Genomic DNA, 25,215 nt, shown 5'->3' with positions numbered 1-25,215 from the left:
GTATATTAGCGTTAAATTATGAATGAAAAAGGCAGCCCCTTTTAGGGGCTGCCAGGGATTAAAAAGGGATTTTATTCATAAGAGACTGAAAAAGTCCATCCCTAGGCTGGGTTGGATGATGAAGGAGGGTTGTTGAAGGAGCGTTTACTCCGTTTAGTGGATAGCTCTTTAGCAGATTAGTTCGCCAGATTCTTGGCAACAAAATCCCAGTTAGCCAGCTTCCAGAAGGCTTCCAGGTATTTGGGCCGAGCGTTACGGTAATCAATATAGTATGCATGCTCCCAGACATCGCAGGTGAGTAAAGGAGTTTTACCTTCGGTCAGGGGGTTACCTGCGTTGCTGGTACCTACAATGTCTAAGGAACCATCGGAATTTTTGACTAGCCAGGCCCAGCCCGAACCAAACAGAGTGGTGGCCGATTGGCTAAATTTTTCTTTAAAATCGCTAAACGAACCAAAATTTTTTTCTATAGCCTCTAATAAGGCGCCGCTGGGTTCACCGCCTCCCTGGGGCGTTAGGCAATTCCAATAAAAGGTGTGATTCCATACTTGCGCGCCATTATTGAAGAGCGTACCGGAAGCCTTGGTAATGATTTCTTCTAGGGAGGCGTTCTCAAATTCCGTTCCAGGGACAAGTCCATTGAGTTTATCCACATAGGTTTGGTGATGCTTGCCATAATGGTATTCGAGCGTCTCCTGGGAAATATGGGGCTCTAGGGCGTTCAGGGCGTAAGGGAGTTCTGGTAAACGATGAGTCATGTTTAATCTCCTTTGTCGTATCGTGGGTTAGATATGGTATAAATAGAATACTTATTAACAATATTTAAGAGTAGTCTAAGTGGGCCTAGGCAGTGATTGCAAGGGCAGCAGCTAGCGCGATTTAGGTTTTAATAGGCTGCTATGAATGCCGGCGAGACCCTATAAGGTTGATATCGGGTTTTAGCAAGCAAAGCGTTGCAGCTCAGCTTCTTAATAAGTAGGCTAGAGGGGAAGAAACCTTTGCGCTATGACTAAGGTTAGTCAAACTTAATTTAAAATGCATGATATTTTGGAGCAGTGCGTTATGGATACCATGGAACAGATTAAGCAGGCCGTCGAATCTAATTCGATAATTTTATTTATGAAAGGCTCGCCTCAATTTCCTCAGTGTGGCTTTTCTGGTCGGACAGTTCAGGCACTACAGGCTTGTGGTACGGAATTTGCCTATGTTGATGTGCTTGCCAATCCAGAAGTCCGTGCTCTTCTGCCTCAATATTCAAACTGGCCGACCTTTCCTCAGCTGTATATTAATGGTGAGTTGGTGGGAGGATGTGACATTATCCTGGAATTATTTGAAAGCGGGGAATTGCAAACAAAGGTGCAGGAGGTTGTCCCTCATACCTCGGAGGAAGGATAGTTGGTTGTTTGTCACCTAGGGGCGGATAGTGGGCGGAGTGCTTCGCGTAGGCACTGACGCGTTTTCCTCCCTTGAAATCGGCGCAATAGCCTATTTATTATACAAATTAGGATTCTATAATTATTGCAGTACCGATTTTCTCTTCAATCGAAAAAGATGGTTAGGAGGAATCGGGGTTACTTTATGGGTAAGATAAATCTGGATGAAGATAATGAAGGCGGCTTTGCCGTAGATACGGCAAAGCCAAAGCTCAAGCGGCCACCTCTGTATAAAGTGGTGATGCTTAATGATGATTACACGCCGATGGAATTTGTTGTTAAGGTATTACAAGCTTTCTTTGCTATGGATAGAGAAAAGGCCACGCGTGTTATGTGGCAGGTTCATACCGAAGGGAAGGGAATCTGTGGGGTTTTTACCTATGAGATTGCGGAAACAAAGGCATCTCAGGTAAATGAGTATTCTATGAATCACCAACATCCGCTAAAGTGTGTTTTAGAAAGGGCGTAAAACATAGAATTGGTAACCGCCTATTCATAGGCAGGGTATTGCGGCTCACAGCGGGCTGCGGTAGCGTCCTATAATGAAGATATAGGGTTTTTGATGATTTTTTTATTTGTCGGTATAGCCCGCCTGAAGAGAGGTGATTGGCCATGTTAAGCAGGGACCTAGAAACAAGCCTGAACCATGCCTTTAAAGATGCACGGGAGAGAATGCATGAATTTCTCACTGTAGAGCACCTCTTGTTTGCCATGCTGGATAATCCGGCAGCAGCTGCTGTATTACGCGCCTGTGGTGCCAATCTGGAGCAATTAAAACAAGAAATCACGGTTTTTCTAAATGAAACCACACCCCTATTATCGACCGAGGATGGGCGGGACACTCAGCCAACCCTTGGTTTTCAAAGGGTGTTGCAACGGGCGGTACTCCAGGTTCAGTCATCGGGGCAAAAGGAAGTTACCGGCGCTAATGTTTTGGTTGCTATTTATGGGGAGCAGCAGTCCCAAGCCGTTTATTTTCTAAAGCGCCAGCATATGACTCGTTTGGATATCGTCAATTACATTTCCCATGGTATCAGTAAGGTTGATCCCCAAGGCAGCGGTGGGGATTCGGCTGGCGCTCCGGAAGAGGCGGAGACCGCCGGTGCTGAAACCTCTGGGCAAAACCCGCTAGAGACTTATGCCACCAATCTTAACCGGCTAGCGGCGCAGGGAAGAATTGACCCTTTGATTGGGCGCAGCCTGGAATTGGAGCGGACAATCCAGATTTTGTGTCGCCGGCGTAAGAACAATCCTTTGTTTGTCGGTGAGGCTGGAGTAGGTAAAACAGCCTTGGCCGAGGGGCTGGCCTGGAAAATCTCCGAAGGGGATATTCCCGATATTTTACGGGACTGCACCATTTACAGCCTGGATATGGGGACGTTATTGGCTGGCACTAAGTATCGGGGGGATTTTGAAAAGCGTTTAAAAGGAATTTTGTCCCAGCTGAAAAAAGAAAAATCCGCTATCCTCTTTATCGACGAGATTCATACTGTGATTGGGGCGGGTTCGGCTTCTGGCGGGGTGATGGATGCTTCTAATCTTATTAAGCCCGCGTTGGCTTCTGGTGAATTAAAATGTATTGGCTCCACCACCTATCAAGAATACCGGAATATTTTTGAGAAGGATCGGGCTTTAGCACGCCGATTTCAGAAAATTGATATCCCCGAGCCTTCGGTAGAGGAAACAGTACAGATTTTGCGTGGACTGAAACCACGCTTGGAAGCACATCATAAACTCCGTTTTTCCCAGGCTGCATTGCGGACGGCTGCTGAACTTTCAGCCCGTTATATTAATGATCGCCACCTTCCGGACAAGGCCATTGATGTGCTTGATGAATGTGGCGCCAGCCAGCAGTTACTTACACCTTCCAGGCGCAAAAAGGTCATTGGAGTGCAGGATGTGCAAACGGTAGTCGCTAAGATGGCCCGTATTCCGCCTAAGCACGTCTCCGCTTCCGATAAGGAAAGTCTGGCTAAGCTGGAAGCTAATCTCAAGCGCGTTATTTTTGGGCAGGATAAAGCTATTGAGGCGCTGGGTGCAGCCATCAAAATGTCCCGCTCGGGGTTAGGAGATACTGACCGGCCGGTGGGATCTTTCTTGTTTTCCGGTCCAACCGGTGTTGGCAAGACGGAAGTGACTCGCCAATTGGCCCATATTCTGGGTATTGAGCTCATCCGTTTTGATATGTCTGAATATATGGAGCGTCATACGGTATCCCGCCTTATCGGGGCGCCGCCGGGCTATGTAGGCTACGATCAAGGAGGGTTGCTGACGGAGGCTATTTGCAAGAATCCTCATGCGGTTTTGCTGCTTGATGAAATCGAAAAGGCGCATCCAGATGTGTTTAATTTGCTGCTGCAAGTGATGGACCATGGCACGCTGACGGATAATAACGGGCGCAAGGCGGACTTTCGTAATGTTATTCTGATCATGACTTCCAACGCCGGGGCGCAGGAGATTAGCCGGACTTCCATAGGCTTTACGCTGCAAGACCATTCTAGTGATGCCATGGAAGTGATCCGGCGGACATTTAGCCCTGAGTTTCGCAACCGATTGGATGACATTATCCAGTTTCAGTCCCTGGATGCGCCCGCCATTAGCAGAGTTGTAGATAAGTTTATATTTGAATTGGAGTTTCTCCTGCAAGATAAAAATGTGACCCTTGAGGTAAGCGAAACGGCTCGGGCTTGGCTTGCCAAACATGGCTATGATGAGAAAATGGGCGCCCGCCCTATGGCGCGCCTCATACAGGAAAGAATTAAAAGACCTCTAGCGGAAGAGTTATTATTTGGTAAGTTGGCCAAGGAGGGGCATGTGGCGGTCGAGGTAGTTGGAGGCGAGCTTAGGCTAGCTTGCCAAAGTGGCAGCAGCAGTTAGTCCCCTGTAGTTGAAGTATTTTTAGAGGCAGCCCTGGGCGCTGCGGTGCCCGCTGATTTTTTTCCTTTCCGCGTACATTTTCCCTAACTCTAAAAATTATGTTATAAAGTTACGTTGCTAGGCGTAATCGGGGTTTTTAATGTCCCATACTAATATCCTAGTCCCCTTTAAGGGGCCTAGCCACGATCACTGGCGTTGTATCCGGAATGCGCTGGCTGTAGCGGAAAAAACCTGTGCTAGCCGAGGATTGCGGCTGACCAAGCTGCGGCGCCGGGTTTTAGAATTAATATGGGATCGCCACGAGCCAGCTAAGGCGTACGATATTCTCGAACAGCTGCGCCAGGAGCATCAGGCCGCTGCTCCTCCCACTGTGTATAGAGCCCTGGATTTTCTGCTCCAGACAGGTTTGATTCACCGGGTGGAAACCCTCAATGCTTATGTAGGCTGCGGCGATCCGGATCGGCTTCACATTGGACAATTTTTGTTATGCCGACGGTGCGGTACCGTAGCTGAATTGGACGCGCCTGAGATTACCGGGATTATTACTAGGGAAGCGAAATATTTAGGTTTTCGAGTGGATCGTCAGACTGTAGAAATTAGGGGATTATGCCCTCAGTGTAGTGGGGATTAGAAGCCCGGCAGGGCGAGGGTGATGAAATTCGGTAACGGGAGCCCCCGGTCTTATCTTGCGAGTTTACTGGCAGCCTGGATAGGATGCTGGAGTCCTTGTGCTTATACTGCGGACCCTCTTCCTGTCTTTGTTAGTATTTTGCCTCAAAAGTATTTTGTAGAGCGAATTGGTGGTCGCCAGGTACAGGTTTCGGTAATGGTGAGGCAAGGCCAGAGCCCTGAGACTTACGAACCTACTCCCCGGCAGATGGCAAAACTAGCTCAAGCTAAGCTTTATTTTCGTATTGGCATCCCCTTTGAGAATATCTGGCTAGAGCGAATTATTGCTGCTAATCCGAGGATGGAGGTGGTGGATTGCCGGCGGGGTATTTCTTTATTGCCAGTGAGGAAGGGCCATCCCGCCTTGGAAGCAGGAGATCAACATGGGATGGCCGATCCCCATATTTGGACGAGTCCCCCTTTAGTAAAAATTATGGCGGCCCATATTCGAAATGCGCTGATTGCCGCACATCCAGTTTCTAGTAGCCAATTTGAGAAAAACTACCAAGCGTTTATTCAGGATCTTAATCAGCTCGATCAGTATATCCGTCAAACCCTAGCTGGGATTACTCATCGCCGTTTTATGGTTTTTCATCCGGCTTGGCGTTATTTTGCCCGTACGTATGGGTTAGAAGAAATTCCTATCGAGCGGGCAGGTAAGGAACCTGGCGCCAAGTCTTTAGCCGCGCTGATTGAACAGGGCCGCCAGGAAGAGTTTCGGGCTATTTTCGTACAGAAGCAATCAAGCCGAAGCAATGCGGAGCTGATTGCCCGCGCTATTGGCGCCGAAGTTATCGTTCTCGATCCCTTGGCAGAAGATTATGGGCGCAACCTGCGTCATGTGGCCACCGTGTTGGCAAAGGTACTCCGGTGAAACAGGAGCTAGTCGTCTCGATTAAAGATGTTTGCTTTTCTTATTCTGGCCCTAGGGTGCTGGAGCGTATTAACCTTGAGGTGTATCGGGGCGAGTTCTTAGGGCTGGTGGGTCCTAATGGAGGGGGGAAGAGTACCCTGCTTAAAATAATTCTAGGATTGTTGAGACCCCTATCCGGCCACGTTTCCGTGCTAGGCTTGCCGCCTGAGCAGGGACGGGCGGCAATGGGTTACGTGCCCCAGCATACCGCTTTTCCTGAAGATTTTCCGATTTCAGTAGAGGCAGCTGTCCTCCAGGGGCGATTAGGTAAAACCCGGGTTATTGGTGGCTATACGCGAGAGGATCGAGCCTTTGCCCGGCGCGCCATGGAGCAGGTGGAAATTCTGGAGTTTAGCACCCGCCCTTTAGCCGCCCTCTCTGGGGGGCAGCGCCAGCGGGTATTGATTGCACGGGCTTTGGCTATGGAACCTGAAATTTTGATCCTGGATGAGCCGACCGCCCATGTGGATCTGCGCCTAGAAGAGAATTTCTTTCACTTGCTTAGGCAACTTAATCAGCAGATGACTATTGTCGTTGTTTCTCATGATATCGGTTTTATTTCCCATTATGTCAATCGGGTTGCTTGCCTCAACCAGACTTTAATCTGCCATGAGACAGCGGCCGTCAGCGGAGAAATCATCAAGCAGCTCTATGGCGCCAGTGTGCGCATGATTGACCATACTCATTAATCTCCATGGATTTTTGGGAGGCATTTGGTCATGTCGCTTTTCTTCAAAATGCCCTGATAGCTGGAATTCTAGCGGGTTTGGGGTGTGGTGTTGTTGGCAGCTTTGTAGTAGTTAAGCGGATTGGCTTTCTGGCGGGAGGCATCGCCCATACGGTTTTGGGAGGTATGGGGGTAGCCTATTATCTAGGTAAAAGCCCCTTGTCAGGGGCTTTAGTGGCTGCTTTGCTGGCAGCATTGCTTATTGGCTGGGTAAGTTTGCAATGGCGGGAACGGGAAGATACCTTAATTAGTGCGTTCTGGTCCATGGGGATGGCGGTAGGGATGATTTTTATCTCTCGCACGCCAGGTTACAACGTTGATCTGATGGGCTATCTGTTTGGCAATATCCTGATGGTATCGCAGGCGCAACTTTACTTGATGGCCGCCGTGGATGGAGTGATTATCCTTACTGTGATGTTGTTCTATAAGCAATTTCTTGCCCTTAGCTTTGATGAGGAATTTGCCCGCCTCAGGGGAGTTCCGGTTACTTTTTTCTATTTGCTACTCCTCTGCATGGTAGCGCTCACGGTAGTTCTTTTAATTCAAGTAGTCGGTTTAATTCTAGTTATTGCTTTGTTAATGTTGCCTGCGGCCATTGCTGGTCAATATATGGGGTCTCTGGTCGGTATGATGCTGCTAGCCTCTCTCTTAGGGATGCTATTTACTAGCGCTGGCTTAGCCATTTCTTATGAGCCGGATTTACCAGCGGGCTCCACGATTGTGTTGGTGACGGGAGGCGCTTATTTATTTTCTACTGTAGGCACGGGATTGCGGCAACGCTGGCGGGCACAGCGCTAACCGTAGGCGCGGTGAGGGTGGTGTTGGAAACGCATGTCTTTTAATTGAGGCATTTAGCCATGTTGCTTTTCTGCAAAATGCTCAGATAGCTGGAATTCTAGCGGGTCTGGGGTGCGGTATTATCGGATTTAATCCTGGGTTGTGGTATTGTCTTAAAATACATTTTCTATTGAGTTGTGTGTGGCCGATAAAGAACCCATCAAGCCGCAAATTATTGCCACGGAAACGGTCGCTAGGACGCAGTTGTTTCGGGTGGAGACCGTCGATCTGTGTTTTTCCAACGGTGTTGAAACTCGCTATGAGCGCCTTAGAAGTGGAAGACATGGCGCGGTTTTAATTGTGCCCTTGCTAGACCGAGAGACCGTGTTGCTTATTCGGGAATATGCGGTCGGTACCGAGCGATATGAATTAGCCTTGCCCAAGGGACGGGTTGAGACAGGAGAAACACTATTCGCAGCGGCTAATCGGGAGTTAATGGAAGAAGTGGGGTATGGGGCTAGCCGTCTTGCTTATCTTACTGCCTTGACGGTAGCGCCCGGTTATATGGAACATACCACTCATATAATCATGGCGGAGGAACTCTACGAAGAACGCCGCCCAGGGGATGAACCCGAGGAGATCGGGGTGGTGCCATGGCGTTTAGCGGAATTACCAGCGTTACTAGCCCGGGAGGATTGTACCGAGGCCCGCAGCATTGCCGCTTTGTTTATGGTAAAAGAAAAATTGAGTCTATGAGTGAAATATCGATGCTTTTAGAAAGCGATCCAGCCCCACTGCTTGATTCTATCCTAAAGATTGCAGTAGAGGCAGGGGAGAAGATTCTGGCTGTTTATAATACTAATTTTACGGTAGCCCATAAGGAAGACCGCTCGCCCTTGACAGAAGCGGATCTTCTCTCTCACGAGACTATCGTTCAGGGACTAAAAAGGTTAACACCAGAGGTGCCGGTACTGTCGGAAGAATCCAGGGAAATACCTTTTTCGGAGCGCAGGAGTTGGCACCGTTACTGGCTGGTTGATCCCCTGGACGGAACCCGTGAATTTGTCAAGCGTAATGGAGAATTTACGGTTAATATCGCGTTGATTGAGGATCATCAATCTATTTTGGGGGTAGTTTATGCACCCGTAATGAACGCGTTATATTACGCTTCCAGGGGCCAAGGCGCTTATCAAAGGGGAACGGATGGAGTAGTCAGCAGACTCAAGGTACGTCCTTGGAAAGGGGAAACTGCTTTGGTAGCCGGGAGTCGTTCCCATGCGGGTAAATACCTTAAGTCTTTTCTGGATAAGGTGAAGGACTATGAATTAGTTTCCATGGGGAGTTCCTTAAAATTCTGCTTGGTTGCCGACGGGAAGGCCGATATTTATCCTCGTTTTGGGACGACTTCGGAATGGGATACGGCGGCAGCCCAGTGCGTGGTGGAAGAAGCCGGTGGGATTCTTATTGACTTAAATAAAATGCCCCTTCGCTATAATGCAAAGAAATCTTTGCTCAATCCCTCTTTTCTGGTGATTGCCGATTCCGCAGGCCAGTGGGAACGATTTATTCCAGAAGCGGCAAAATCGAATTCCAATTCTAAAAATTAGCTTCTTCACTACGCTTTTTCTCCTGACATTAGAAATAAACAATCCTCTTTAATTTTGATGAGTCCCGAAGGAAATAATTATTGGAACTGATGGGCAAGAAACACTTAAGCTTAGCATTAGAATACAATTTGACCCCGCAGGGTGAAGATATTCACGCTTTCATCCATACCCCCCAGCCTGGTTGCTTCACTGTTGGGATCAGCGCCAGCACGAATATAGTTAGCGCGGAATAAAATACTAGGGGTCGCCCACCAGTTGAGACCCGCAGTAAAGTTATTCTCCACGCCGCCTAAAATCCCCTTATCGGTTAGGTCAAGGGTGCTATAGCGGAATGCGATTTCCCAGGCGCCCCAGCCCCCTTGGCCCACAATGCCTTTGGGAATCACCCGGCCATAGCGGCCTTTATCCACCTCGTAGCGGCGGGATTCGCCGGTGAGGAAATACCCTGCCTGGAGATACCAGCCATCAAAGTTAGGCTCAGGCAGTCCATTTTTTCGGCCGACCTCGGCTCGTAGATATTCGCCCTGGGCATGGAAGGGACCCCACACGGTAGAAAGTTCTCCCCCAAGCAATAAGAGGTTATCGGCCTCGGAAATAACGCCGGTATTCACCAGCCTAGTTCCCGCAACATGGGCCTCCAGACGGCTTGAGAAAGCGAGTTTTGGATCATGTTCAAAATTACGGTAATAAGCGGCCCCCCCTAAGTGCACGACCCGGGTGGCCTCGGCGATAGGGGCGAAGGTCACTCGGCCGGCCGTGCCCCAGTTTTCATTGGATTTGCCGGCGTCATCGGTGCCTTCACCAAAGAATCCGCTATTGACGGTCCAATGATTGCCATGGGTGCCTACATTAAGACCTAGCCGGCGACGGCCAATGTCCGGATTGTCCACAAGGCCGTCAATCAGCGCCCGCTCCTGGAAGACTTGCCAGTTGGAGCTGGTCATGGATTGTAGGGTAATAGGCACTTTTTGATGGCCCAAAGTAAAACTGACGGGTTTTAGCCCATTGAATTTGATATAAGCATCATTAATTTCAGTTTCACCCTCTGCAAAGTCGACCTGGAATTTGTAGTCCCAGATCCGCCACATGGTGCCTTGAGTTCTGAGGCGTCCACGGCGGATTTCTGCGCCGCTTCCGAGGGGCGTTTGATCTTCATCAAAAAAATTAGCGTCGGCTTGGATACGGCCGCCCACGTTAAATTTAAAATTACCATCAGCGGATTCCACCGTCAGCCCTTTGTAGTCAGCTCTCACTTTAACCGAATCCTGAGTGTTCTTTGCCACTCCTTTTTTAGGTTGTTCTTGCTCGGCGGCAGGTTTTTTTTCATCCTCCAGGGCGGTATTCCGTAGTGCCTCAAATTCATCCTGGCTGATGGTGCCCCGATCCTGTAATATCTTGAGCAGATTTAGCATCGCCTCGGTGTCGGCATGAGCAGGAGCGGCTAATAAGCTTGCACAACACCAAATAACGCCTTGAATGAATGAATTTATAGCTTGAACTTTCAAAACCCTGTCTCCCCATTTCATTTGGCAAGGGTGAGACCATAGCGGGAATTTATGACGTTCAGATGAAGGTGAGATTACAAAACAGTGATAGTGAAGCAAAGTCCAAATCGGGAGCTAACTTAAGGGAGCCGGGATAGCAGCAACCGCGCTTGAAATCTGTCCTTGGGCAGGCGGTATGGTTTTAGGAGCGGAAAGCCGATCCCATGTCGGTGGGCACCTTTTTTATGTTTCCTCGTGATGGAATATTTTGCCGACAATTGGGAGCAGTTTATTCCTGAGGCGGCAAAATCAGGGCCGCAAAAAAAGCGGTTTCACTAGAGGGCAGGAGGAGAGGCAAAAGAAGGCTCTTTTTAGGACGGTGGATGTTTAGCGCAGGGAGATTAAAAAGATGACCTACGCTTGTAAAGATACGTCACTAAACCAAACATGCTCGGTACGCCTATTACCAGACGACCTGTGCTCGCAAACCAAGAATATCGACATTCTCATCAACACCCAGCCCAGCAGCGATGCTAGTAGGGTCGGTATGGGCATGGATATAATTCATGCGAAATAGGATACTGGGAGTTGCATACCAGTTGAGAGCAACGGTAATGTTATTCTCCACGCCGCCTAAAATTCCGCTATCTGCTAGATCAAGCTTGCTAAAGCGGGCGGCGACTTCCCAAGCTCCCCAACCACCTTGGCCGACAATTCCCTGGGGAAAAATTTGGCCATAGCGACCTTCTTCTGGCTCGTAGTTGCGGGATTCCCCGGTCAGAAAATACCCGGCTTGGACATACCAACCGTAAAAATCAGGATCAGGCAGTCCATTTTTACGGCCCACATGGGCATGGATGTACTCGCTCTGGGCGTGGAAGGGACCCCATACGGCGGAAAGCTCTCCCGCTAGCAATAGGGCGTCTTCGGTCCCTGAGATTACGCCGGAATTAAGAAGGGACGGTATGCTATGAACTTCGGGATAGGCTGTGAAAGACAAATCGGGGTTAGGCGGATAATGGCGGTAATAGCTATCAACCCCAAAATGTAGTACTCGTGTTTTCTCGGCGATGGGCGCAAAAGTGACCCGGCCCATGGGCGCCCAACTTTCGTTAAATGGGCCCTTATGTTCAACTCCCTCACCAAATATACCCGCAGCGGCGGTCCAGTGATTTCCATGGATGATTCGATGGGTGTGTGCCTTAAATCCAAAGCGGCGGCGGCCGATAGAATCATCTTCGATAAAAGTGTTCATGAGTGCCCGCTCCTGAAAAACTATCCATTTATTGCTGGTCCATGATTGAAGGGTAAAGGGTAGTTTCTGTTGACCTAAAGTAAAGCTGACCGGCTTAAATCCTCTGAATTTAATATAGGCATCCTTGATCTTCGTCTCGCCATGCCCAAAATCAATTTGGAACTTGTAGCCCCAGATCCTCCACATAGTGCCTCCAACTTCGAGGCGCGCGCGACGGAGTTCTGCCCCGCTTCCTAGCCTTGTTTTGTCGTCATCAACAAAAGCGGTATCGATTTGGAGCCGACCGCCCACATGGAATTTAAAGGCGCCATCGGTGGATTCCACGGCTAGCCCTTTGTAACCGGTTTTAACTTTAATGGAATTCTGAGGGGTTTCCTTTGCTTCTTCCTTGAATTTTCCTTGACCGGAGACTTTCTTTTCCTCGTCATCTTTGGCAGCGTTGCGGAGCATTTCAAATTCATCTTGGCTAAGGGTGCCCCGGTCTCGTAATATCTTGAGCAGTTCGAGCATTGTTTCGGTGCCGGCATAGACCGGAGTGACTAAGAAGCTTGCCCAACCCAAAATAATGCTATAGATAAGGGGATTTTTAGTTTTAAATTTCAAAATCCTGCGCTCCCGTTAAAAAATAATTTCGACTATTTTTGTTAGGACTTGCCAGCGTCCCTTCAATGAATAAAAAGGCGAGACCGTAACGGGAGTTTATGGTGTTAATATGAAGATAAACTTAATGAGATCGCTTGAAATGCAAGCTTGTGGGCGTTGAATAATTCTTAATGCCAACAGAGGGAGAGGGTAGTAGCATGTCTGGGTTGTTGCCAATACCTACTACTCAATTAACCTGTGCCGGGTAGTGCGAATCGGTTATCGCATTTATAAGCTCCGAGGGCTGGCGGCAAATTATATAGCTAAGGATGTGGAATGTTGATGGGCTAAATAGTATCGTCACGAGATAAAAAGTATGGGATAGGGCTACAAGATACGCCAAAAACAGCGCGCATCCTTTCTCGCCGCCGTACCAATCGGATGTAGCGCGCTTTGGGCTAATATCTCGTGACTATACTATTTGGTCATATTATTTGATTTCCTCTGGCATGCATTATTCACCCGCCCACCGACTTATCAGGCAGCGAAGCATTCGCCCAGATTTGAACACCACCATGGGCGCCGGGTCTCCTTGGCCTCGACAACTTCAATCGCTGTTGACCAGGGCGGTGCTGAATCCTGAGCAAAGCCAAGCGATATTTCAGGTCATCTGAAGTCCGATATCGAACGTTCCGGCGTAGTCTGCGGCCTCCTTGGCGAGCGGCAGTATCAGCTCGTTGCCTCCCCCTTGGAAGATCCGATCGCCCGCGTTCCTCAAAGTGCGCTGCCCTCTTGTGGCGTAGGGCGCCTGCGCGTGCACTCGATCCGTGAGGGAGTCGTCGAAGTAAAGCTGGGAGGTAAATTCATGGCCCCGTGGCGAGGCAGGATCGGTGCGAATCTTGAAGTGGATATGGACGGTTCTGCCCGGATACCATCCCGGATAAATAGTGACGAACTCCACTTTCCCGCTGGCATCCGTGATTTGATATCCTCGCAAAAACTTCTTCCCCCGGGTATCGAATAACCCGTTGATGTCCTGAACATCCGAATAAACGCCCAGCGCGTCACATTGCCAAACATCCACCATGGCGCCACTCAGTGGCGTACAAGCGCTACCCTCTATCCGGGAGACGCGAAACACCAGGCGCAACGGAACGCCCTCTTTCACCGAATGGTCCGAGGGCTCGAAGCGAATGTCGGAGCGTTTGAGCTTCTCATCCACGAAATAGGGGCCTTCCGTTTGCTGGGGTCTCACCACGCAGGAAGGCATTGCCCTCTTATCCGGTATCTGTGCTGGCGCTCCAGGGGCGGATTGCCCACGTACGTGCCTTCCCATCACCAGGGAGGCGGCTGTGACGCCAGTTAGAAGGAGCATCTCTCGTCGGCTGAGATGACGTCCTACCCCCATTTTATTCACAAGGTTTCGCTTCATGATGTGTTTACCTCCACGTGGAATTGCTGTTCGTCGTTACCTCGTCACGACATCTGTGTGTGCCCCATTCGATGGTCCTATCTTCGCTCCAACCCATGGCGGTCCCACTTAGCGAGGTCAGCAGCCGCCTCGTAGGTGCGCTGTAAGAATTCCAGCAGCACCGTGTCGGGTTCGTCAGCCATTCGCACCGCCTCGTAGGGCAGGATGAACTCGCCCAGCGCTTCGTGGTAGTAGGCCGCCTCCGGTCCCACGGCGTATTTCCGAAAGTCGTCCGGCTCAGGGTAAGCATAGGCGTAGAAGGCGGCCTCGCCTAGCCCGGCGCCCGGCCAGAAGCCGGCGCTCGAGACCTCATGGGAATAGGCCTCTTCCGCCACCCAATCCGCGCAATTGGGGATGCCGCCGGGGTGCTTCGGCGCGGTCCGCCCCGAGAAGCGGGTCACCGCCAGATCGAATGCGCCCCAGAAAAAATGCACCGGGCTCACCTTTCCAATGAAACGGGCGCGGAAGCCCGTAAAGACCCGGTGTACTTGCAGCAAGGCGCGCCAGAAGCGCTCGACCGGCTCTGGATCGTAGGCCCCATAGGCTTCGTCCTCAGGGAAGGGCTGGATAGGGTTGGGAATTTCGACGGGGACCGGCCAAATGGGCGTCTCGATGTGCAGGCAGTTCGCCGAGGACTTGCATGATTTTCCGGTAGAAGTCCGCCACCGACATGGGCTCCAATGCCAAGGAGCGCTGCTCGCCCTCGGCGGTCGTCACGTGCAGCTCGTGGCGATGGAAATCGAAAGCGATCTCGAAAGCGCCAGCGCCATAGGGGATAGGGGAGGTCGTCAGTCCACGGACCGTGACGTAGAAAGGAACATGCCAGGAGTGGTTGATCCAGGGCATCTGGGCTAGCCGGATTTTTCCTACGATCTGGCTCCAGAGGTGGAGCGTCTCGTAGGTCTCCTGCCACTGCTCCAAGGGCAACTTCGGCCACTGTGCGTTGGGTAGGGTCATGAAGCTTTCTCCTCAGCCGTAAAACTGGATGTAGAGCGGTTATTCCACTACCTTTTTCGTAAACTTAGCGACATGTTCACCTTGAAAGCGGGCGATGGTCAGCTCGTTTTCTGAGGGTTGTCGACTCCCGTCAGCGTCTGCCAGCGTGCTTGCCCCATAAGGAGAACCGCCCGTAATTTCATTCATGTTGAGCAGGGCTTGGCAGGAATAGGGAACACCGACGATCACCATGCCTTGATGCAGCAACGTGCTATGGAAGGAGGTGATCGTGGTTTCCTGTCCGCCGTGTTGAGAGGCGGTAGAGGTGAAGACACTGCCCACCTTACCAATCAGCGCACCGCTCATCCAATGCTTTCCCGTTTGGTCAAGAAAGTTTCGCATTTGAGCGCACATATTTCCAAACCGGGTGGGCGTTCCGAAAATGATCGCGTCATATTCCGGCAATTCATCAACCGTGGCAATGGGGGCTTCTTGAGCGAGCTTAGCCCCTGCATTGCGGGCGATCTCCTCTGGCATCAGTTCTGGCACCCGCTTTAGGGTGACCTCAACCTCCTCCACAGAGCGAGCCCCTTCGGCTACAGCGTGAGCCATCGTCTCCACATGGCCATACATGCTGTAATAAAGAACGAGTAGTTTTGTCATGGGTCCTATCTCCTACGTGTTTGCTATCGTGTTGACTGAGCCTTGCCCGTCAAAGCTGAACGGTGCCGGCAACTTGGAAAAAATGGGAGCGCTGAAATCGATTCTTTCCCCTCTCCCATATCACTATAGTCACTGTTGTTCCCTAACCGATTAATTTTTGAAAAGCTTTCCATGACTCGGACCGTTATGGAGGGGGAGACGAATCCCCGAAAAGAAAGGCGGATTGCACACTGCCGAGCACCTGGTCCTCGAACACTTTCAACCCTGGGCCCCCATCCGCCGCGCCAGCGACGACATGCAAGGGTAAGAGATGCTCCTCCCGTGGATGGGAGTCCCGTGCGCCGGGCGCACGGGACCACTCGGTGAGCCGTGGTTCCCGCTGCCCGGGCGGTAAGGCCACGGTTTCCGCCAGCCAGGCATCGAAATGCTGCGAGGCGGGATCGATGGCAGGGCCGCCGTGGCGCAATTGCGCCATGTTGTGATAGCTCATGCCGCTGCCGACGATCAACACCCCCTGGCGGCGAAGGGGCGCCAAGGCCTGGCCTGCCTTGAGGTGCTCGGTGGGGTCCAGGCCCGATCGTAGCGAAAGCTGCACCACCGGCACCTCGGCCTCCGGGAAGGCCAGCTTCATGGGGATAAACACCCCGTGATCCAGGCCCCGCTCATGGTCTTCGGCCACCGTAAAGCCCTCCGCCGCCAGCAGCGCGCCAACCTCCGCGGCCAGCGCAGGAGCACCCGGCGCTGGCCAGGTGAGGCGGTAGGTATGCGCGGGGAAGCCATTATAGTCGTAGAGCAGGCCGGGCTGGGCCTGGGCATTGACCGTGAAGACCGCGGCTTCCCAGTGGGCGGAGACCACCAGCAGGGCCTTCGGTGTTGCGCCCACCTGGCCCGTGAGGCCTCGCAGCCAGGCTTCCATCCGCTCCCAGGTCCCCGGGGGATTCCAGTCCATGAAAAAACACGGCCCGGCCCCGTGGGGGATAAACAGGCTCGGCAAGCGGTTTTCGGACATCTCGGTGTTCTCCTTTGTTGGTGTTCCCTGCAAAGCTCAAATCCGCAGCCCCAGCCGGGCGTTCCAATGCGGGGCAGCAGGTGCTCCTCGTGCGGAGGGGAGGCGCGTGCGCCGGGCGCACGCGCCAGTAGCCAGGCATCAAAATGATTTTACTTGAGTTCTTCGATTGTGAAGCGGTGGTAACGGTGTACAAACTCGAACGGCCCCCGGCGAATGACGTTCATTGCGCGCTCCGCATCAGTATCCCCCGGCGCATAGATGAGCAGAAATGTGGCGCCTTGTTCGGCTGTATCCAGATGGATTCTCACAGCCTCATCTGACCAACTGAGTCGAGAGAAGAAGCCTCTATGTTCCTCCAGGTTACGCCCTGCCTCGGCAATGACTTCTTTGCAGGTATAAAGCGCGCAATCCGCTTCCTTGTACCCGCCAGTCATCAAATCTCGCTGCACCTGTTGTGCGTTTTCCTGTTTAGGAAACGCAGCGACAAGATAGCCCACCGGATAAAAGATGCCAAAATCGGTCGTTGAAGGAAGTTTGCGTGGATCATCATCGGCTACCTTCTATTCTATCATGATTTATCCTCTCTATAAAGTTAAAAGTTAGGGTGTCAACTAGCTTTGAACTTCTCGCAGTCCTCCTTTGGGTATATCCCAATCGGATACTTAGATTCGTAGACCCAATCGCCTGTCCAGAGAATAGCGTTCACCGCCACGAAAAAAGATGGCCAAGGCAAGCAAGCCCCACATCAGCGGGTACTCAAAACCGCCGTTGCTCCAGAAAAAGCCATTAGGCAGATGGACAGGTATGATTACCGCCATGAAGATCGCTATGATCAGCGCCGCCGGGCGGGTCAGCAAACCCAGGACCAGGGCCAGACCACCGAAGAATTCGATGAGGCCCGCCAGCAGGGCGAACAGAAAGCCGGGCTCCATTCCCAAGTTACTAGCGAAATACTGGCCGGTGGCGGTCAGGCCATGGCCCCCAAACCAGCCGAATAATTTCTGCGCCCCATGGGGCATCAGTAGCAAGCCAGTGGTCACCCGCACTAGCGGGTAGCTCAAGGGGGCCAGACGATTGAAAAAGGTCGGACCGGAGTTGGCGGTTGTCGTAGACATTTGAGTACTCATCCTCTTCCTCCGTTGTTGCGTGATGAGACGCGAGACTTACCTCCTCCTATTATAGGGTATATTTTATGAGTGTTTTCTTTGATTTGGAAAGCGGCTGAATTGGAGCTTATGGTTGAGGAATCGGAAACTTTAGGCGGCGCCCTGGAGGATATTCGGGCCTTCTGTGCGGTGATTGAGTTTGGCACGGTCTCGGGCGCGGCCAGGACATTGGGTGAAACCAAAGGCAGTATCAGTCGGCGTATCTCGCGCCTGGAACGTCGCTTGGGCGCGGCCCTGCTGGCGCGGACGCCCCGGGCGGTCAGCGCCACCGAAGAGGGGCTCGCCTTCTATGCCAAAGCACGCGAGGCCCTCTCCCTGCTTGCTGATGGGGCTGAGGGGGTGCGGCAGTCCCGCTTGGTTCCGCAAGGCCACCTGCGGGTGACCGCGCCGATCGACCTGGGGGTCGATGTTTTGCCGCCCCTGGTCGTTAAATTCCGCGCCCTGCATCCACAAATTACGGTCGAATTGCTCCTGACCGACGCCGCCCTGGATTTGGCCGCCCATCGTATCGATTTGGCGCTCAGGGCTACCCCTGGCGAGCTGCCGGATATGGGCTATCGCGCCTCCACCGTCATCGGTTTCCATATCGGGCTGTATGCCTCGCCGGCCTACCTCGCTGCTCATGACCTGCCCACCGTGCCCCAGGCGTTGGTCGAGTATGATGGGGTGGTCCGGCAAGCGGGAGTCGGCGCCGCGAAGTGGGTGCTGACCGACCGCCGAAGTCGGGCCGTGGAAGTGGCTGTCCGGCCTGTTGTTTGGGCCAGCGACTACGCCAGTGTGCATCGGATTATCTTGGCGGGAGGGGGCATCGGTCCCCTTCCTAGTATGGTGGCGGCCGCCAGTGTTGCCGGTGGCGCCCTGGTTCCGGTCCTCCCGGAGTGGACCCTTGTCAAAGGTAAGCTCTACGCGATCAGTCTAAGCGGGTTGGAGGCGCCGGCGCGGGTGCGCCTCTTTCGAGCGTTCATCCGTAGTGAGCTCATGAGCACTGTGGCTGCGCACGCTTTATGATCGTAAAGGTTCGGTACTAAGGATTTGTGCGCGCTCGGAAGTAACCTACCTCTTTTGAGTTAAGGTAAGATAGGAAACTCATGATACTAAAAAAGTCATTAACTGAGCTCGGCGGTGAATGCGCTTGGCCACTTCCGGTTTATGGTGGTGGAAGGGAGCATGACGGCGGTGATATTCCGGGACTTCCTCAGGCGATTGATTACCGGCATGGATCGAAAAGTGATTCTGGTCGTCGACGGCCATCCGGTTCACAAGGCAAAACTGATGAACAACTTTGTGAGCAGCAAGGCTGATCGACTGGAGTTGGTCTTTTTGCCACCGTATTCCCCGGAATTGAATCCCGACGAACTCGTTTGCTCCCATGTGAAGCGACGTGTAAGCAGGAAGGTCATACAGACGAAGGATGAGTTGAAAAAGGCCGCCGGCAGTGCCCTGCAAAGGTTGCCGGATATTGTCTCTGGATTCTTTCATGCGCCGACCTGCTCTTATGCGAAAGCATGAGGCTTAGTGAACGTAGTTCTTAGTAAGTATCTATAATATTCTGTAGGCTTAAAAGGTTTATATTTAGAAAAGTGCTTCATCCCTAAGTGCAAAGGCAGTGCCTGCATGAGGATTCGCTGCTGTGGTTAATTATTTAAAGAGAAGATAATGTGACCGGCGGTGGTGCTCATAAGGATTTAACCTATATGGAAGTCTATACGCCTTGAGCATGCGGGCCGAAGCTGAGTCCACGGTCGCCACAGCGGCACTGTCCTCGATCCTAGCCCGTGGCCGTGCCATACTCGATACGAGAAGTAATCACAAGCACTTGGAGAATGAAATGGTGGCTTCAGCTAAACGCATCACGGCCAAATGGTCACTTGTAGTGGGGATATCGAGCCTTGCCTGCCTGCTGCCCCCGACAGCCTGGGCGGGAGCGGACGGTTCCTGGAAAAATGGCGCAGAGGTTTACGCTAAAGTCTGCGGCTACTGCCATGAGGGAGGTATTATCGGCCCGGTCCTTAAAGGCCGTGAGCTGCCGCCGGCATATATCGTCCAGGTAGTTCGCAATGGTCTGCTGGCGATGCCCGCCTTCACGGCCGCGTTCATTGATGACAAAGCGCTACGGGAAGTGGCCGACTACCTCTCGAAATCCGCCGCGGAATCGAAAGAAGGAGGAGAAAATGGACGTTAACCGCCGTGCCTTTCTCAAGGGATTGGCGCTCTCCGGTCTTGCCGCCGCGACTCCCGGCTTCGCTTCCAGCAGCATTCTCGCTGACAGCACCCATGCCCTCAAAGGAGGCGTTCACTTGCCCCTCATCGCCTTAATCCATGATTCAGCCGGCGAATCGGCTTTCCTTGCCGGCCTTCGCTCCGCCCAGCAACCGCAGCGCAGTCACGATTCTCTGAAGGTACAACGCTGCGACCGGGGGCTGGATTTTCTGCAATCCCTGCACGCTTTGCTGCATTCGGGTAAAGCCGCTCAGATCGTTGGACTGGTTGATGATGCCAGTGGCGCGATCATTGTGAATATGGCCCGCCCGACCGCTGCTCGCCTGTACTGGCTTGGCCAGCATGCCGTAAGTGGCGGACAATCGCGGCACACTCTCCTGGCCGCGGAGGCCGGACATGACTGCAGTCGGCGCTTTGCGCAAGAACTTGATGCCTGTGGCCTTCGCTACCGCCTCACCGAACAGCCCGTGGCGGGGCCCGCCGGCTTAAGCCAGATGACCTTTACCGCCCCGCAGACTCCCCAGGACGGCCGCTGGGCGGCGGCCCTGGGCTTTGCTTTGGCCAGCCTGGCCGCAAATTCTACGGACCCATCGCCGGGGGTCGGCAACAGCACCGTAGCGGCCCCCTTGCTGGGAAATTTTGTTTCTTTCGCGTTCAAGACCTGAGGATTTAAAAACATGCCTCCTAATAACTATAACGTACTGCCCCGGGGCGTCGAGCCGAGTGAATTCCAAACGGCGGTTGAAAAATTCAAGGCGCTGCTCGGAGCGGAGAATGTACTGACGGAGTCCAGTCAGCTCGCGCCCTATCTGAAGATCATGATGCCGGTTCCCGAGTCCGAGCACGCGCCTTCGGCCGCCCTGATGGCCACTACCGTGGAGCAGGTGCAGGGCGTCGTGAAGATCTGCAACGAACACAAGATTCCGCTCTGGACCGTCGCCACCGGCCGTAACTTCGGTTATGGCACGGCAGCGCCCCATCATCGCGGCCAGGTGATCCTTGATCTCAACAAGATGAACAAGATCATCGAGATCGACCCGGTACTCTGCACCGCCCTGGTCGAGCCCGGTGTGGCGTACCAGCAGTTGGTCGATTACATCAAGGAGAAGGGCTACAAGCTATGGGTCGACCCGCCCGCGCCTTCGGCCATCGTCGGCCCGGTCGGCAACACCCTGGATCGCGGTGTGGGCTATACCCCGTATTCCGAGCACTTCATGTTCGCCTGCGGCATGGAAGTGGTCTTGGCCAACGGCGATGTGCTGCGCACCGCCATGGGCGGCATCCCCAACTCCAACACTTGGCAGACCTTCAAGTGGGGCTATGGCCCTTACCTGGATGGCATCTTCACCCAGTCCAACTACGGCATCGTCACCAAGATGGGCTTCTGGCTGATGCCCGAGCCGGCGGCGTTCAAGCCTTTCGCCATCAAGTACGACAATGACGAGGACATCGAGGACCTGGTGGAGATGTTCCGCCCCCTGAGCATCAGCGGCGTTATCCCCAACGCCATGGTGTTCGTCGGCACGCTATGGGAAGCGAGCCCCACGGTGCGCCGTTCCGACTACACCACCGAGAAGGGCGCCACCTCCAAGGAGATCATCCAGCGCATCCGCGACGAGCACCAGATCGGCGCCTGGACTGCCTATGGCGCACTGTACGGCACCCAGGAGCAAGTCGATGTGAATTGGAAGATCGTCACCGATACCGTCAAGGCAGCCGGCAAGGGCACCATCGTGACCGAAGAAGAGGCCGGTGACGATATCGCCTTCACCTATCGGGCCGACCTGATGCGCGGCAATATGACCTTGGTCGAGTTCGGCCTGTACAACTGGCGTGGGGGCGGCGGCTCCATGTGGTTTGGCCCGGTGAGCCAAGCCAAGGGCTCGGAGACCCGCAAGCAGGTCGAGCTCGCCACCCAGATCCTGAACAAGCACGGGCTCGACTACGTCGGTGAGTTCATCGTCGGTCAGCGCGCCATGCACCATCTCATCGACGTGCTGTTCGACCGTACCGACCCGGAGGAAATGAAAGCCGCCTATGCCTGTTTTGATGAACTGCTCGATGAGTTCGCCAAGCACGGCTACGGCGTTTATCGGGTGAACCCCGAGTTCATGCACAAGGTGGCGGACTCTTTTGGCCCCACCCAGCGCGCCGTCAACAAGACGCTCAAACGGGCGCTGGATCCGAACAACATTTTCGCCCCAGGGAAATCGGGTATTGATTTAGAAGATTGAATGCAAAAACGCATAAATAGTATGTATTGGATAGAGCGATGGCCAAAAATATAGCGCTAACCTACTATTCGGACATTCTGTGCGTGTGGGCATATATATATCACAGGCGGGCATCGACGAAGTTCTAGAACGGTTTCCAGACGACGTATCCGTTGAATACCGATTTTGCTCAGTGTTTGGCGACACGAGGCACAAAATTGGAAAAGAATGGGCCGAACGTGGCGGTTACACCGGATTTAGAAACCATCTCCACAAGGCTATTTCTGAGTTTGACCATGTCAAACTCCACCCCGAAATCTGGCAACGTAACCAGCCGACATTATCTACACCAGCGCACTTAATGATGAAGGCCGTGCAACAAGTGGATAAGCGCAAATCTGAAACCGTACTGAAAGAACTTAGACGGGCATTCTTCGAACGTTGCCTTGATGTCAGTCATTGGTCAGTTCTGAGTGATACCTTGAAGGCTGTCGGCGTCTCGGTTGCTGAGGTGAAAAGGGTCATCGACAGCGGGATGGCCCATGCTGAACTCGAAGCGGATCGCCGCAACCAGCAGATGCTTATGGTTCAGGGCAGCCCCACTTACATTCTCAATGAAGGACGCCAAAAACTCTATGGTAACGTGGGTTACGGCGTGATCGAAGCAAACATAAAAGAATTGCTTCGCTCCTCAGTTGCCGGTGCGGCGAGTTGGTGCTGACTCAAAAACATTGATTGGAAGCGGATTTTCCGCGAAGAACAATGCCAATCGTTTCGCGGGCGATGCTTAGCAAGTGCGTGGAGGGGAACGTTTTCTTCGCTACGCGCTTCGCGCTCCACTCCAAAAACTTCCCTCACGCAATACGTTAGGCATCCCACAGACAGAAAGGAGCAGTTATGACTGACAAGAAAGCCTCGACGAACCACCCCATCTACGAATTGCTTGCAGAACGCTGGAGTCCCTATGCGTTTGCAGAGCAATCGGTTGAAGAAGCAGATTTATGTGCCCTGTTCGAGGCGGCACACTGGGCTTGCTCTTCTTATAACGAGCAACCGTGGCGCTATATCGTGGCCACCAAGGAGGACCCGGAACAATTTCAACAGCTGCTTTCCTGCCTTAACAAGGGAAATCAGGTCTGGGCGCGCAATGCGCCGGTTCTCGCTTTGGGCGTGGTGAGTCTGAAATTCACGCGCAATGGCAAGGATAATCGAGCCGCCGTTCATGATCTTGGCCTTGCGGCCAGCAACCTGGTTCTGGAAGCAACGGCACGAGGCCTATTTGTCCATGAAATGATTGGCATACTGCCGGATAGGGCACGCGAGGCGCAGCTGGCCAGTTTGCAGTTTCGTTAGGGTAACGTCGAACGGCCCAGCTTCGACCGCATATTCTGCGCATCGGCTCTGGTGCTGATGTCTGATGTGGCAGAGGCGCTACGTCGTTGGCGTGAACTTCTTCGGCCCGGCGGTATGATCGCGTTCGATACACCTAGCTCACCGTTCGGATTCTCGCAACGGGCGTCAGAAGCAGCACAGCGAAACGGCATATGGCTGTCATATAGCGATCTAAATAGTATCGTCACGAGATAAAAAGTATGGGATTTTGTATGTCAGGAAAGGATCGCCCATGACACACGCACATTGCAGAGACGCTATATCAGACAAAACATGGGCATTGCTCGAGCCGCACCTTCCCGGGGGCAAGGGCGGTTGGGGCGGCATCGCCAAAGACAATCGCCTATATTTATCAACGCCGTTTTTGGGATCATGCGTACGGTCGCCCCGTGGCGTGATTTGCCACCGGATTTAGGGCATGGGAGCAACACCCACCGCTGTTTTATCCGCTGGCGCGATAAGGGGATCCGGGAGAAGCTGTTGGCAACCCGCATTGACGAGCCGGATTACGAATGGCTGATGATGGAGGACAGTCATTGCAAGGTTCATCCTCATGGGGCAGGCGCAAGAGGCGGTCATCGGGATATGAGCCGCACGAAAGGGGGTTCAACACGACCATACATTGGGCCGTGGATGCGTTGGGCATGCCGGTCAGCATTATTATCGCAAGAGGTAGCGGAGCGGATTGTAGGCAGGCTGGCCGCTTGATGGAAGGGGTGGAGGCGGATTATTGACTGGCCGATCGCGGCCAGGATAGCCATGCCATCATCAGGCAAGCCCATGACCAAAACATGGCTGCTGTTATTCCGCCACGTAAAAATCGTGTAGGTTGGCGCGATGACGATAAAAACCTCTATAAAGTACGCCCCCCGATGGAAAAGGCTTTCCGGCCTCTCAAGCGCTGGCGCGGTAGGGCTACAAGATACGCCAAAAACAGCGCATCCTTTCTCGCCGCCGTACCAATCGGATGTAGCGCGCTTTGGGCTAATATCTCGTGACTATACTATTTGGCAACGATTTGGACGGTGTGGTTGTGGTGCCGGGGTTGTCATATTCATGTCATAATTCGAGTATCATAATTTTATATTTAGCTTGTGCTCTCTAGCTAGGATTTTTCTGGGGGTGAAGATGGTCGCAACCATATTAGTCGTTGATGACGAAGCTGCAATTCGCGAAATGCTGGGGTTTGCCCTTACCCAGGAAGGTTATTATTATCAGGCGGCTGCCGATGGGGAGCAGGCCTGGCAGCGGATAAACGAGTCTCACCCGGATCTCATTTTGCTAGATTGGATGTTGCCGGGGATCAGCGGGGTGGATTTAGCCCGCCGCCTTAAGCGGGAACCCAGTACGCGAGAGCTCCCTGTGATCATGCTAACCGCCCGCGATGAAGAGGAAGATAAGGTCCGGGGGCTCAATGTGGGCGCCGACGATTATATTACCAAGCCCTTTTCACCAACGGAGCTGATAGCCCGTATAAAAGCGGTACTGCGGCGGAGCGCCCCATTGGCCAGCGGGGAAGTGATTGAATTCGACGGGCTAAAACTTGATCCGGGCAGCCATCGGTTAAGCGTGAGGGGCACTCCTCTGGAGATGGGGCCCACCGAGTTTCGCCTGCTCCACTTTTTCCTTACTCACCTGGAGCGGGTCTATAGCCGGGGTCAGCTGATTGATTACGTCTGGGGAGACAATGTGTATGTAGAGGAACGCACAGTGGATGTTCATATCCGCCGTTTGCGCAAATCCTTGGAGCCGAGCGGCCATGACGGGTTTATCCAAACCGTGCGGGGCGTAGGGTACCGATTTTCTAATCGTTCCTAATTC

Annotated in this window: 27 protein-coding genes and 2 pseudogenes; 19 read left to right on the top strand and 10 right to left on the bottom strand. The window is 52.8% G+C overall.

All coding sequences use genetic code 11. The annotated features are described in order from the left end of the window. Positions 1–176: 176 nt before the first annotated feature. Positions 177–758: a superoxide dismutase gene (locus NOC_RS12955; protein ID WP_002809325.1), complete on the bottom strand. Its 582-nt coding sequence runs from the start codon at positions 756–758 to the stop codon at positions 177–179. Positions 759–1,062: 304 nt separating this feature from the next. Between NOC_RS12955 and grxD the strand changes: the two genes are divergently transcribed. The 9 genes from grxD to cysQ all read left to right on the top strand — a co-directional run bounded on the left by grxD (position 1,063) and on the right by cysQ (position 9,003). Continuing rightward, complete coding sequence (gene grxD / locus NOC_RS12950; RefSeq protein ID WP_011330961.1) at positions 1,063–1,395, top strand: Grx4 family monothiol glutaredoxin; 333 nt, start codon at positions 1,063–1,065, stop codon at positions 1,393–1,395. A gap of 183 nt (positions 1,396–1,578) precedes the next feature. Next, positions 1,579–1,902: an ATP-dependent Clp protease adapter ClpS gene (gene clpS, locus NOC_RS12945; protein WP_002809852.1), complete on the top strand. Its 324-nt coding sequence runs from the start codon at positions 1,579–1,581 to the stop codon at positions 1,900–1,902. Positions 1,903–2,045: 143 nt separating this feature from the next. Beyond that, positions 2,046–4,310 (top strand): ATP-dependent Clp protease ATP-binding subunit ClpA, encoded by a 2,265-nt coding sequence (gene clpA, locus NOC_RS12940; RefSeq protein WP_011330960.1) that lies wholly within the window; start codon positions 2,046–2,048, stop codon positions 4,308–4,310. Positions 4,311–4,449: 139 nt separating this feature from the next. Beyond that, positions 4,450–4,941: a Fur family transcriptional regulator gene (locus NOC_RS12935; RefSeq protein WP_002810349.1), complete on the top strand. Its 492-nt coding sequence runs from the start codon at positions 4,450–4,452 to the stop codon at positions 4,939–4,941. A gap of 21 nt (positions 4,942–4,962) precedes the next feature. Then, a complete protein-coding gene (locus NOC_RS12930; protein WP_002810244.1) occupies positions 4,963–5,853 on the top strand; it encodes a metal ABC transporter solute-binding protein, Zn/Mn family in 891 nt (296 codons plus the stop codon). Continuing rightward, positions 5,850–6,581: a metal ABC transporter ATP-binding protein gene (locus tag NOC_RS12925; protein ID WP_002810047.1), complete on the top strand. Its 732-nt coding sequence runs from the start codon at positions 5,850–5,852 to the stop codon at positions 6,579–6,581. Before NOC_RS12930 ends, NOC_RS12925 begins: the two co-directional genes overlap by 4 nt. A gap of 5 nt (positions 6,582–6,586) precedes the next feature. Next, a complete protein-coding gene (locus NOC_RS12920) occupies positions 6,587–7,417 on the top strand; it encodes a metal ABC transporter permease (RefSeq protein ID WP_002810063.1) in 831 nt (276 codons plus the stop codon). A gap of 180 nt (positions 7,418–7,597) precedes the next feature. Beyond that, positions 7,598–8,152 (top strand): ADP compounds hydrolase NudE, encoded by a 555-nt coding sequence (gene nudE / locus NOC_RS12915; protein WP_002808516.1) that lies wholly within the window; start codon positions 7,598–7,600, stop codon positions 8,150–8,152. Then, positions 8,149–9,003, top strand: a complete 855-nt coding sequence (gene cysQ, locus NOC_RS12910; protein ID WP_011330959.1) for a 3'(2'),5'-bisphosphate nucleotidase CysQ — start codon at positions 8,149–8,151, stop codon at positions 9,001–9,003. Before nudE ends, cysQ begins: the two co-directional genes overlap by 4 nt. A 116-nt stretch (positions 9,004–9,119) precedes the next feature. On the opposite strand, the gene NOC_RS12905 is transcribed toward cysQ, so the two are convergent. From NOC_RS12905 to NOC_RS12870, 9 genes are all read right to left on the bottom strand, one after another. Next, entirely contained in the window at positions 9,120–10,508 is a 1,389-nt protein-coding gene (locus NOC_RS12905; RefSeq protein ID WP_244859973.1) for an OprO/OprP family phosphate-selective porin, read from the bottom strand. A 442-nt stretch (positions 10,509–10,950) separates the two neighbouring features. Next, complete coding sequence (locus NOC_RS12900; protein WP_002809241.1) at positions 10,951–12,345, bottom strand: OprO/OprP family phosphate-selective porin; 1,395 nt, start codon at positions 12,343–12,345, stop codon at positions 10,951–10,953. Between the two features lie 640 nt (positions 12,346–12,985). Next, positions 12,986–13,756 carry an intradiol ring-cleavage dioxygenase gene (locus tag NOC_RS12895; protein ID WP_002808536.1) on the bottom strand — a complete coding sequence of 257 codons (771 nt, stop codon included), beginning with the start codon at positions 13,754–13,756 and terminating at the stop codon, positions 12,986–12,988. A 77-nt stretch (positions 13,757–13,833) separates the two neighbouring features. Next, the gene (locus NOC_RS18430; protein ID WP_256998765.1) at positions 13,834–14,364 is read right to left on the bottom strand and encodes a DUF5996 family protein; all 531 of its coding nucleotides are present in this window, start codon (positions 14,362–14,364) and stop codon (positions 13,834–13,836) included. Then, positions 14,348–14,752, bottom strand: a complete 405-nt coding sequence (locus NOC_RS18425; RefSeq protein WP_256998758.1) for a DUF5996 family protein — start codon at positions 14,750–14,752, stop codon at positions 14,348–14,350. The genes NOC_RS18430 and NOC_RS18425 overlap by 17 nt, the downstream gene beginning before the upstream one ends. A gap of 39 nt (positions 14,753–14,791) precedes the next feature. After that, positions 14,792–15,394 (bottom strand): NAD(P)H:quinone oxidoreductase, encoded by a 603-nt coding sequence (wrbA, locus tag NOC_RS12885; protein ID WP_011330958.1) that lies wholly within the window; start codon positions 15,392–15,394, stop codon positions 14,792–14,794. Between the two features lie 184 nt (positions 15,395–15,578). Continuing rightward, the gene (locus tag NOC_RS12880) at positions 15,579–16,403 is read right to left on the bottom strand and encodes a DODA-type extradiol aromatic ring-opening family dioxygenase (protein WP_011330957.1); all 825 of its coding nucleotides are present in this window, start codon (positions 16,401–16,403) and stop codon (positions 15,579–15,581) included. A gap of 149 nt (positions 16,404–16,552) precedes the next feature. Further along, positions 16,553–16,852 (bottom strand): hypothetical protein, encoded by a 300-nt coding sequence (locus NOC_RS12875; protein WP_197054463.1) that lies wholly within the window; start codon positions 16,850–16,852, stop codon positions 16,553–16,555. 213 nt (positions 16,853–17,065) lie between these two features. Then, positions 17,066–17,518, bottom strand: a complete 453-nt coding sequence (locus tag NOC_RS12870) for a DoxX family protein (RefSeq protein WP_036497468.1) — start codon at positions 17,516–17,518, stop codon at positions 17,066–17,068. 120 nt (positions 17,519–17,638) lie between these two features. On the opposite strand from NOC_RS12870, the gene NOC_RS12865 reads away from it, so the two are divergent. The 10 genes and pseudogenes from NOC_RS12865 (at position 17,639) to phoB (ending at position 25,212) form a co-directional block, all read left to right on the top strand. Then, positions 17,639–18,577: a LysR family transcriptional regulator gene (locus NOC_RS12865; protein WP_172633704.1), complete on the top strand. Its 939-nt coding sequence runs from the start codon at positions 17,639–17,641 to the stop codon at positions 18,575–18,577. Positions 18,578–18,691: 114 nt separating this feature from the next. Then, positions 18,692–19,078 (top strand): transposase, encoded by a 387-nt coding sequence (locus NOC_RS12860; protein WP_147094464.1) that lies wholly within the window; start codon positions 18,692–18,694, stop codon positions 19,076–19,078. Between the two features lie 208 nt (positions 19,079–19,286). After that, entirely contained in the window at positions 19,287–19,751 is a 465-nt protein-coding gene (locus NOC_RS12855) for a c-type cytochrome (RefSeq protein WP_081430981.1), read from the top strand. After that, a complete protein-coding gene (locus NOC_RS12850) occupies positions 19,741–20,454 on the top strand; it encodes a twin-arginine translocation signal domain-containing protein (RefSeq protein WP_002811108.1) in 714 nt (237 codons plus the stop codon). The genes NOC_RS12855 and NOC_RS12850 overlap by 11 nt, the downstream gene beginning before the upstream one ends. A 12-nt stretch (positions 20,455–20,466) precedes the next feature. Beyond that, the gene (locus NOC_RS12845; protein WP_002808747.1) at positions 20,467–22,023 is read left to right on the top strand and encodes an FAD-binding oxidoreductase; all 1,557 of its coding nucleotides are present in this window, start codon (positions 20,467–20,469) and stop codon (positions 22,021–22,023) included. A 79-nt stretch (positions 22,024–22,102) separates the two neighbouring features. Beyond that, on the top strand, positions 22,103–22,723 hold the full coding sequence (locus tag NOC_RS12840; protein WP_011330953.1) for a DsbA family oxidoreductase: 621 nt from the start codon (positions 22,103–22,105) through the stop codon (positions 22,721–22,723). 176 nt (positions 22,724–22,899) lie between these two features. Further along, positions 22,900–23,355, top strand: a complete 456-nt coding sequence (locus NOC_RS12835; protein ID WP_002811184.1) for a nitroreductase family protein — start codon at positions 22,900–22,902, stop codon at positions 23,353–23,355. 27 nt (positions 23,356–23,382) lie between these two features. After that, positions 23,383–23,589: pseudogene (locus NOC_RS18670) on the top strand (hypothetical protein); the annotation flags it as partial. 37 nt (positions 23,590–23,626) lie between these two features. Beyond that, positions 23,627–24,392 (top strand): annotated as a pseudogene (locus NOC_RS16985) (IS5 family transposase). 130 nt (positions 24,393–24,522) lie between these two features. Next, the gene (gene phoB, locus NOC_RS12825; protein ID WP_002810964.1) at positions 24,523–25,212 is read left to right on the top strand and encodes a phosphate regulon transcriptional regulator PhoB; all 690 of its coding nucleotides are present in this window, start codon (positions 24,523–24,525) and stop codon (positions 25,210–25,212) included. Positions 25,213–25,215: the final 3 nt, after the last annotated feature.

Origin of the sequence: Nitrosococcus oceani ATCC 19707 (genome assembly GCF_000012805.1) — a bacterium.
Taxonomy (GTDB): Bacteria; Pseudomonadota; Gammaproteobacteria; order Nitrosococcales; family Nitrosococcaceae; genus Nitrosococcus; species Nitrosococcus oceani.
Note: the sequence above shows the minus strand (reverse complement) of the source record. Positions and strands in the feature narration are given on the sequence as shown.

What these genes read in the sequence shown, in the direction of transcription:
- NOC_RS12930 (WP_002810244.1), top strand. Translation starts at nt 4,963, where the DNA reads ATGAAATTCGGTAACGGGAGCCCCCGGTCTTATCTTGCGAGTTTACTG.
- clpA (WP_011330960.1), top strand. Translation starts at nt 2,046, where the DNA reads ATGTTAAGCAGGGACCTAGAAACAAGCCTGAACCATGCCTTTAAAGAT.
- wrbA (WP_011330958.1), bottom strand. Translation starts at nt 15,394, where the DNA reads ATGACAAAACTACTCGTTCTTTATTACAGCATGTATGGCCATGTGGAG.
- NOC_RS18425 (WP_256998758.1), bottom strand. Translation starts at nt 14,752, where the DNA reads ATGACCCTACCCAACGCACAGTGGCCGAAGTTGCCCTTGGAGCAGTGG.
- phoB (WP_002810964.1), top strand. Translation starts at nt 24,523, where the DNA reads ATGGTCGCAACCATATTAGTCGTTGATGACGAAGCTGCAATTCGCGAA.
- NOC_RS12870 (WP_036497468.1), bottom strand. Translation starts at nt 17,518, where the DNA reads ATGTCTACGACAACCGCCAACTCCGGTCCGACCTTTTTCAATCGTCTG.
- NOC_RS12895 (WP_002808536.1), bottom strand. Translation starts at nt 13,756, where the DNA reads ATGAAGCGAAACCTTGTGAATAAAATGGGGGTAGGACGTCATCTCAGC.
- grxD (WP_011330961.1), top strand. Translation starts at nt 1,063, where the DNA reads ATGGATACCATGGAACAGATTAAGCAGGCCGTCGAATCTAATTCGATA.
- NOC_RS12920 (WP_002810063.1), top strand. Translation starts at nt 6,587, where the DNA reads ATGGATTTTTGGGAGGCATTTGGTCATGTCGCTTTTCTTCAAAATGCC.
- clpS (WP_002809852.1), top strand. Translation starts at nt 1,579, where the DNA reads ATGGGTAAGATAAATCTGGATGAAGATAATGAAGGCGGCTTTGCCGTA.
- NOC_RS12845 (WP_002808747.1), top strand. Translation starts at nt 20,467, where the DNA reads ATGCCTCCTAATAACTATAACGTACTGCCCCGGGGCGTCGAGCCGAGT.
- cysQ (WP_011330959.1), top strand. Translation starts at nt 8,149, where the DNA reads ATGAGTGAAATATCGATGCTTTTAGAAAGCGATCCAGCCCCACTGCTT.
- NOC_RS12880 (WP_011330957.1), bottom strand. Translation starts at nt 16,403, where the DNA reads ATGTCCGAAAACCGCTTGCCGAGCCTGTTTATCCCCCACGGGGCCGGG.
- NOC_RS12955 (WP_002809325.1), bottom strand. Translation starts at nt 758, where the DNA reads ATGACTCATCGTTTACCAGAACTCCCTTACGCCCTGAACGCCCTAGAG.
- NOC_RS12835 (WP_002811184.1), top strand. Translation starts at nt 22,900, where the DNA reads ATGACTGACAAGAAAGCCTCGACGAACCACCCCATCTACGAATTGCTT.
- NOC_RS12935 (WP_002810349.1), top strand. Translation starts at nt 4,450, where the DNA reads ATGTCCCATACTAATATCCTAGTCCCCTTTAAGGGGCCTAGCCACGAT.
- NOC_RS12865 (WP_172633704.1), top strand. Translation starts at nt 17,639, where the DNA reads ATGGTTGAGGAATCGGAAACTTTAGGCGGCGCCCTGGAGGATATTCGG.
- NOC_RS12855 (WP_081430981.1), top strand. Translation starts at nt 19,287, where the DNA reads ATGCGGGCCGAAGCTGAGTCCACGGTCGCCACAGCGGCACTGTCCTCG.
- NOC_RS12850 (WP_002811108.1), top strand. Translation starts at nt 19,741, where the DNA reads ATGGACGTTAACCGCCGTGCCTTTCTCAAGGGATTGGCGCTCTCCGGT.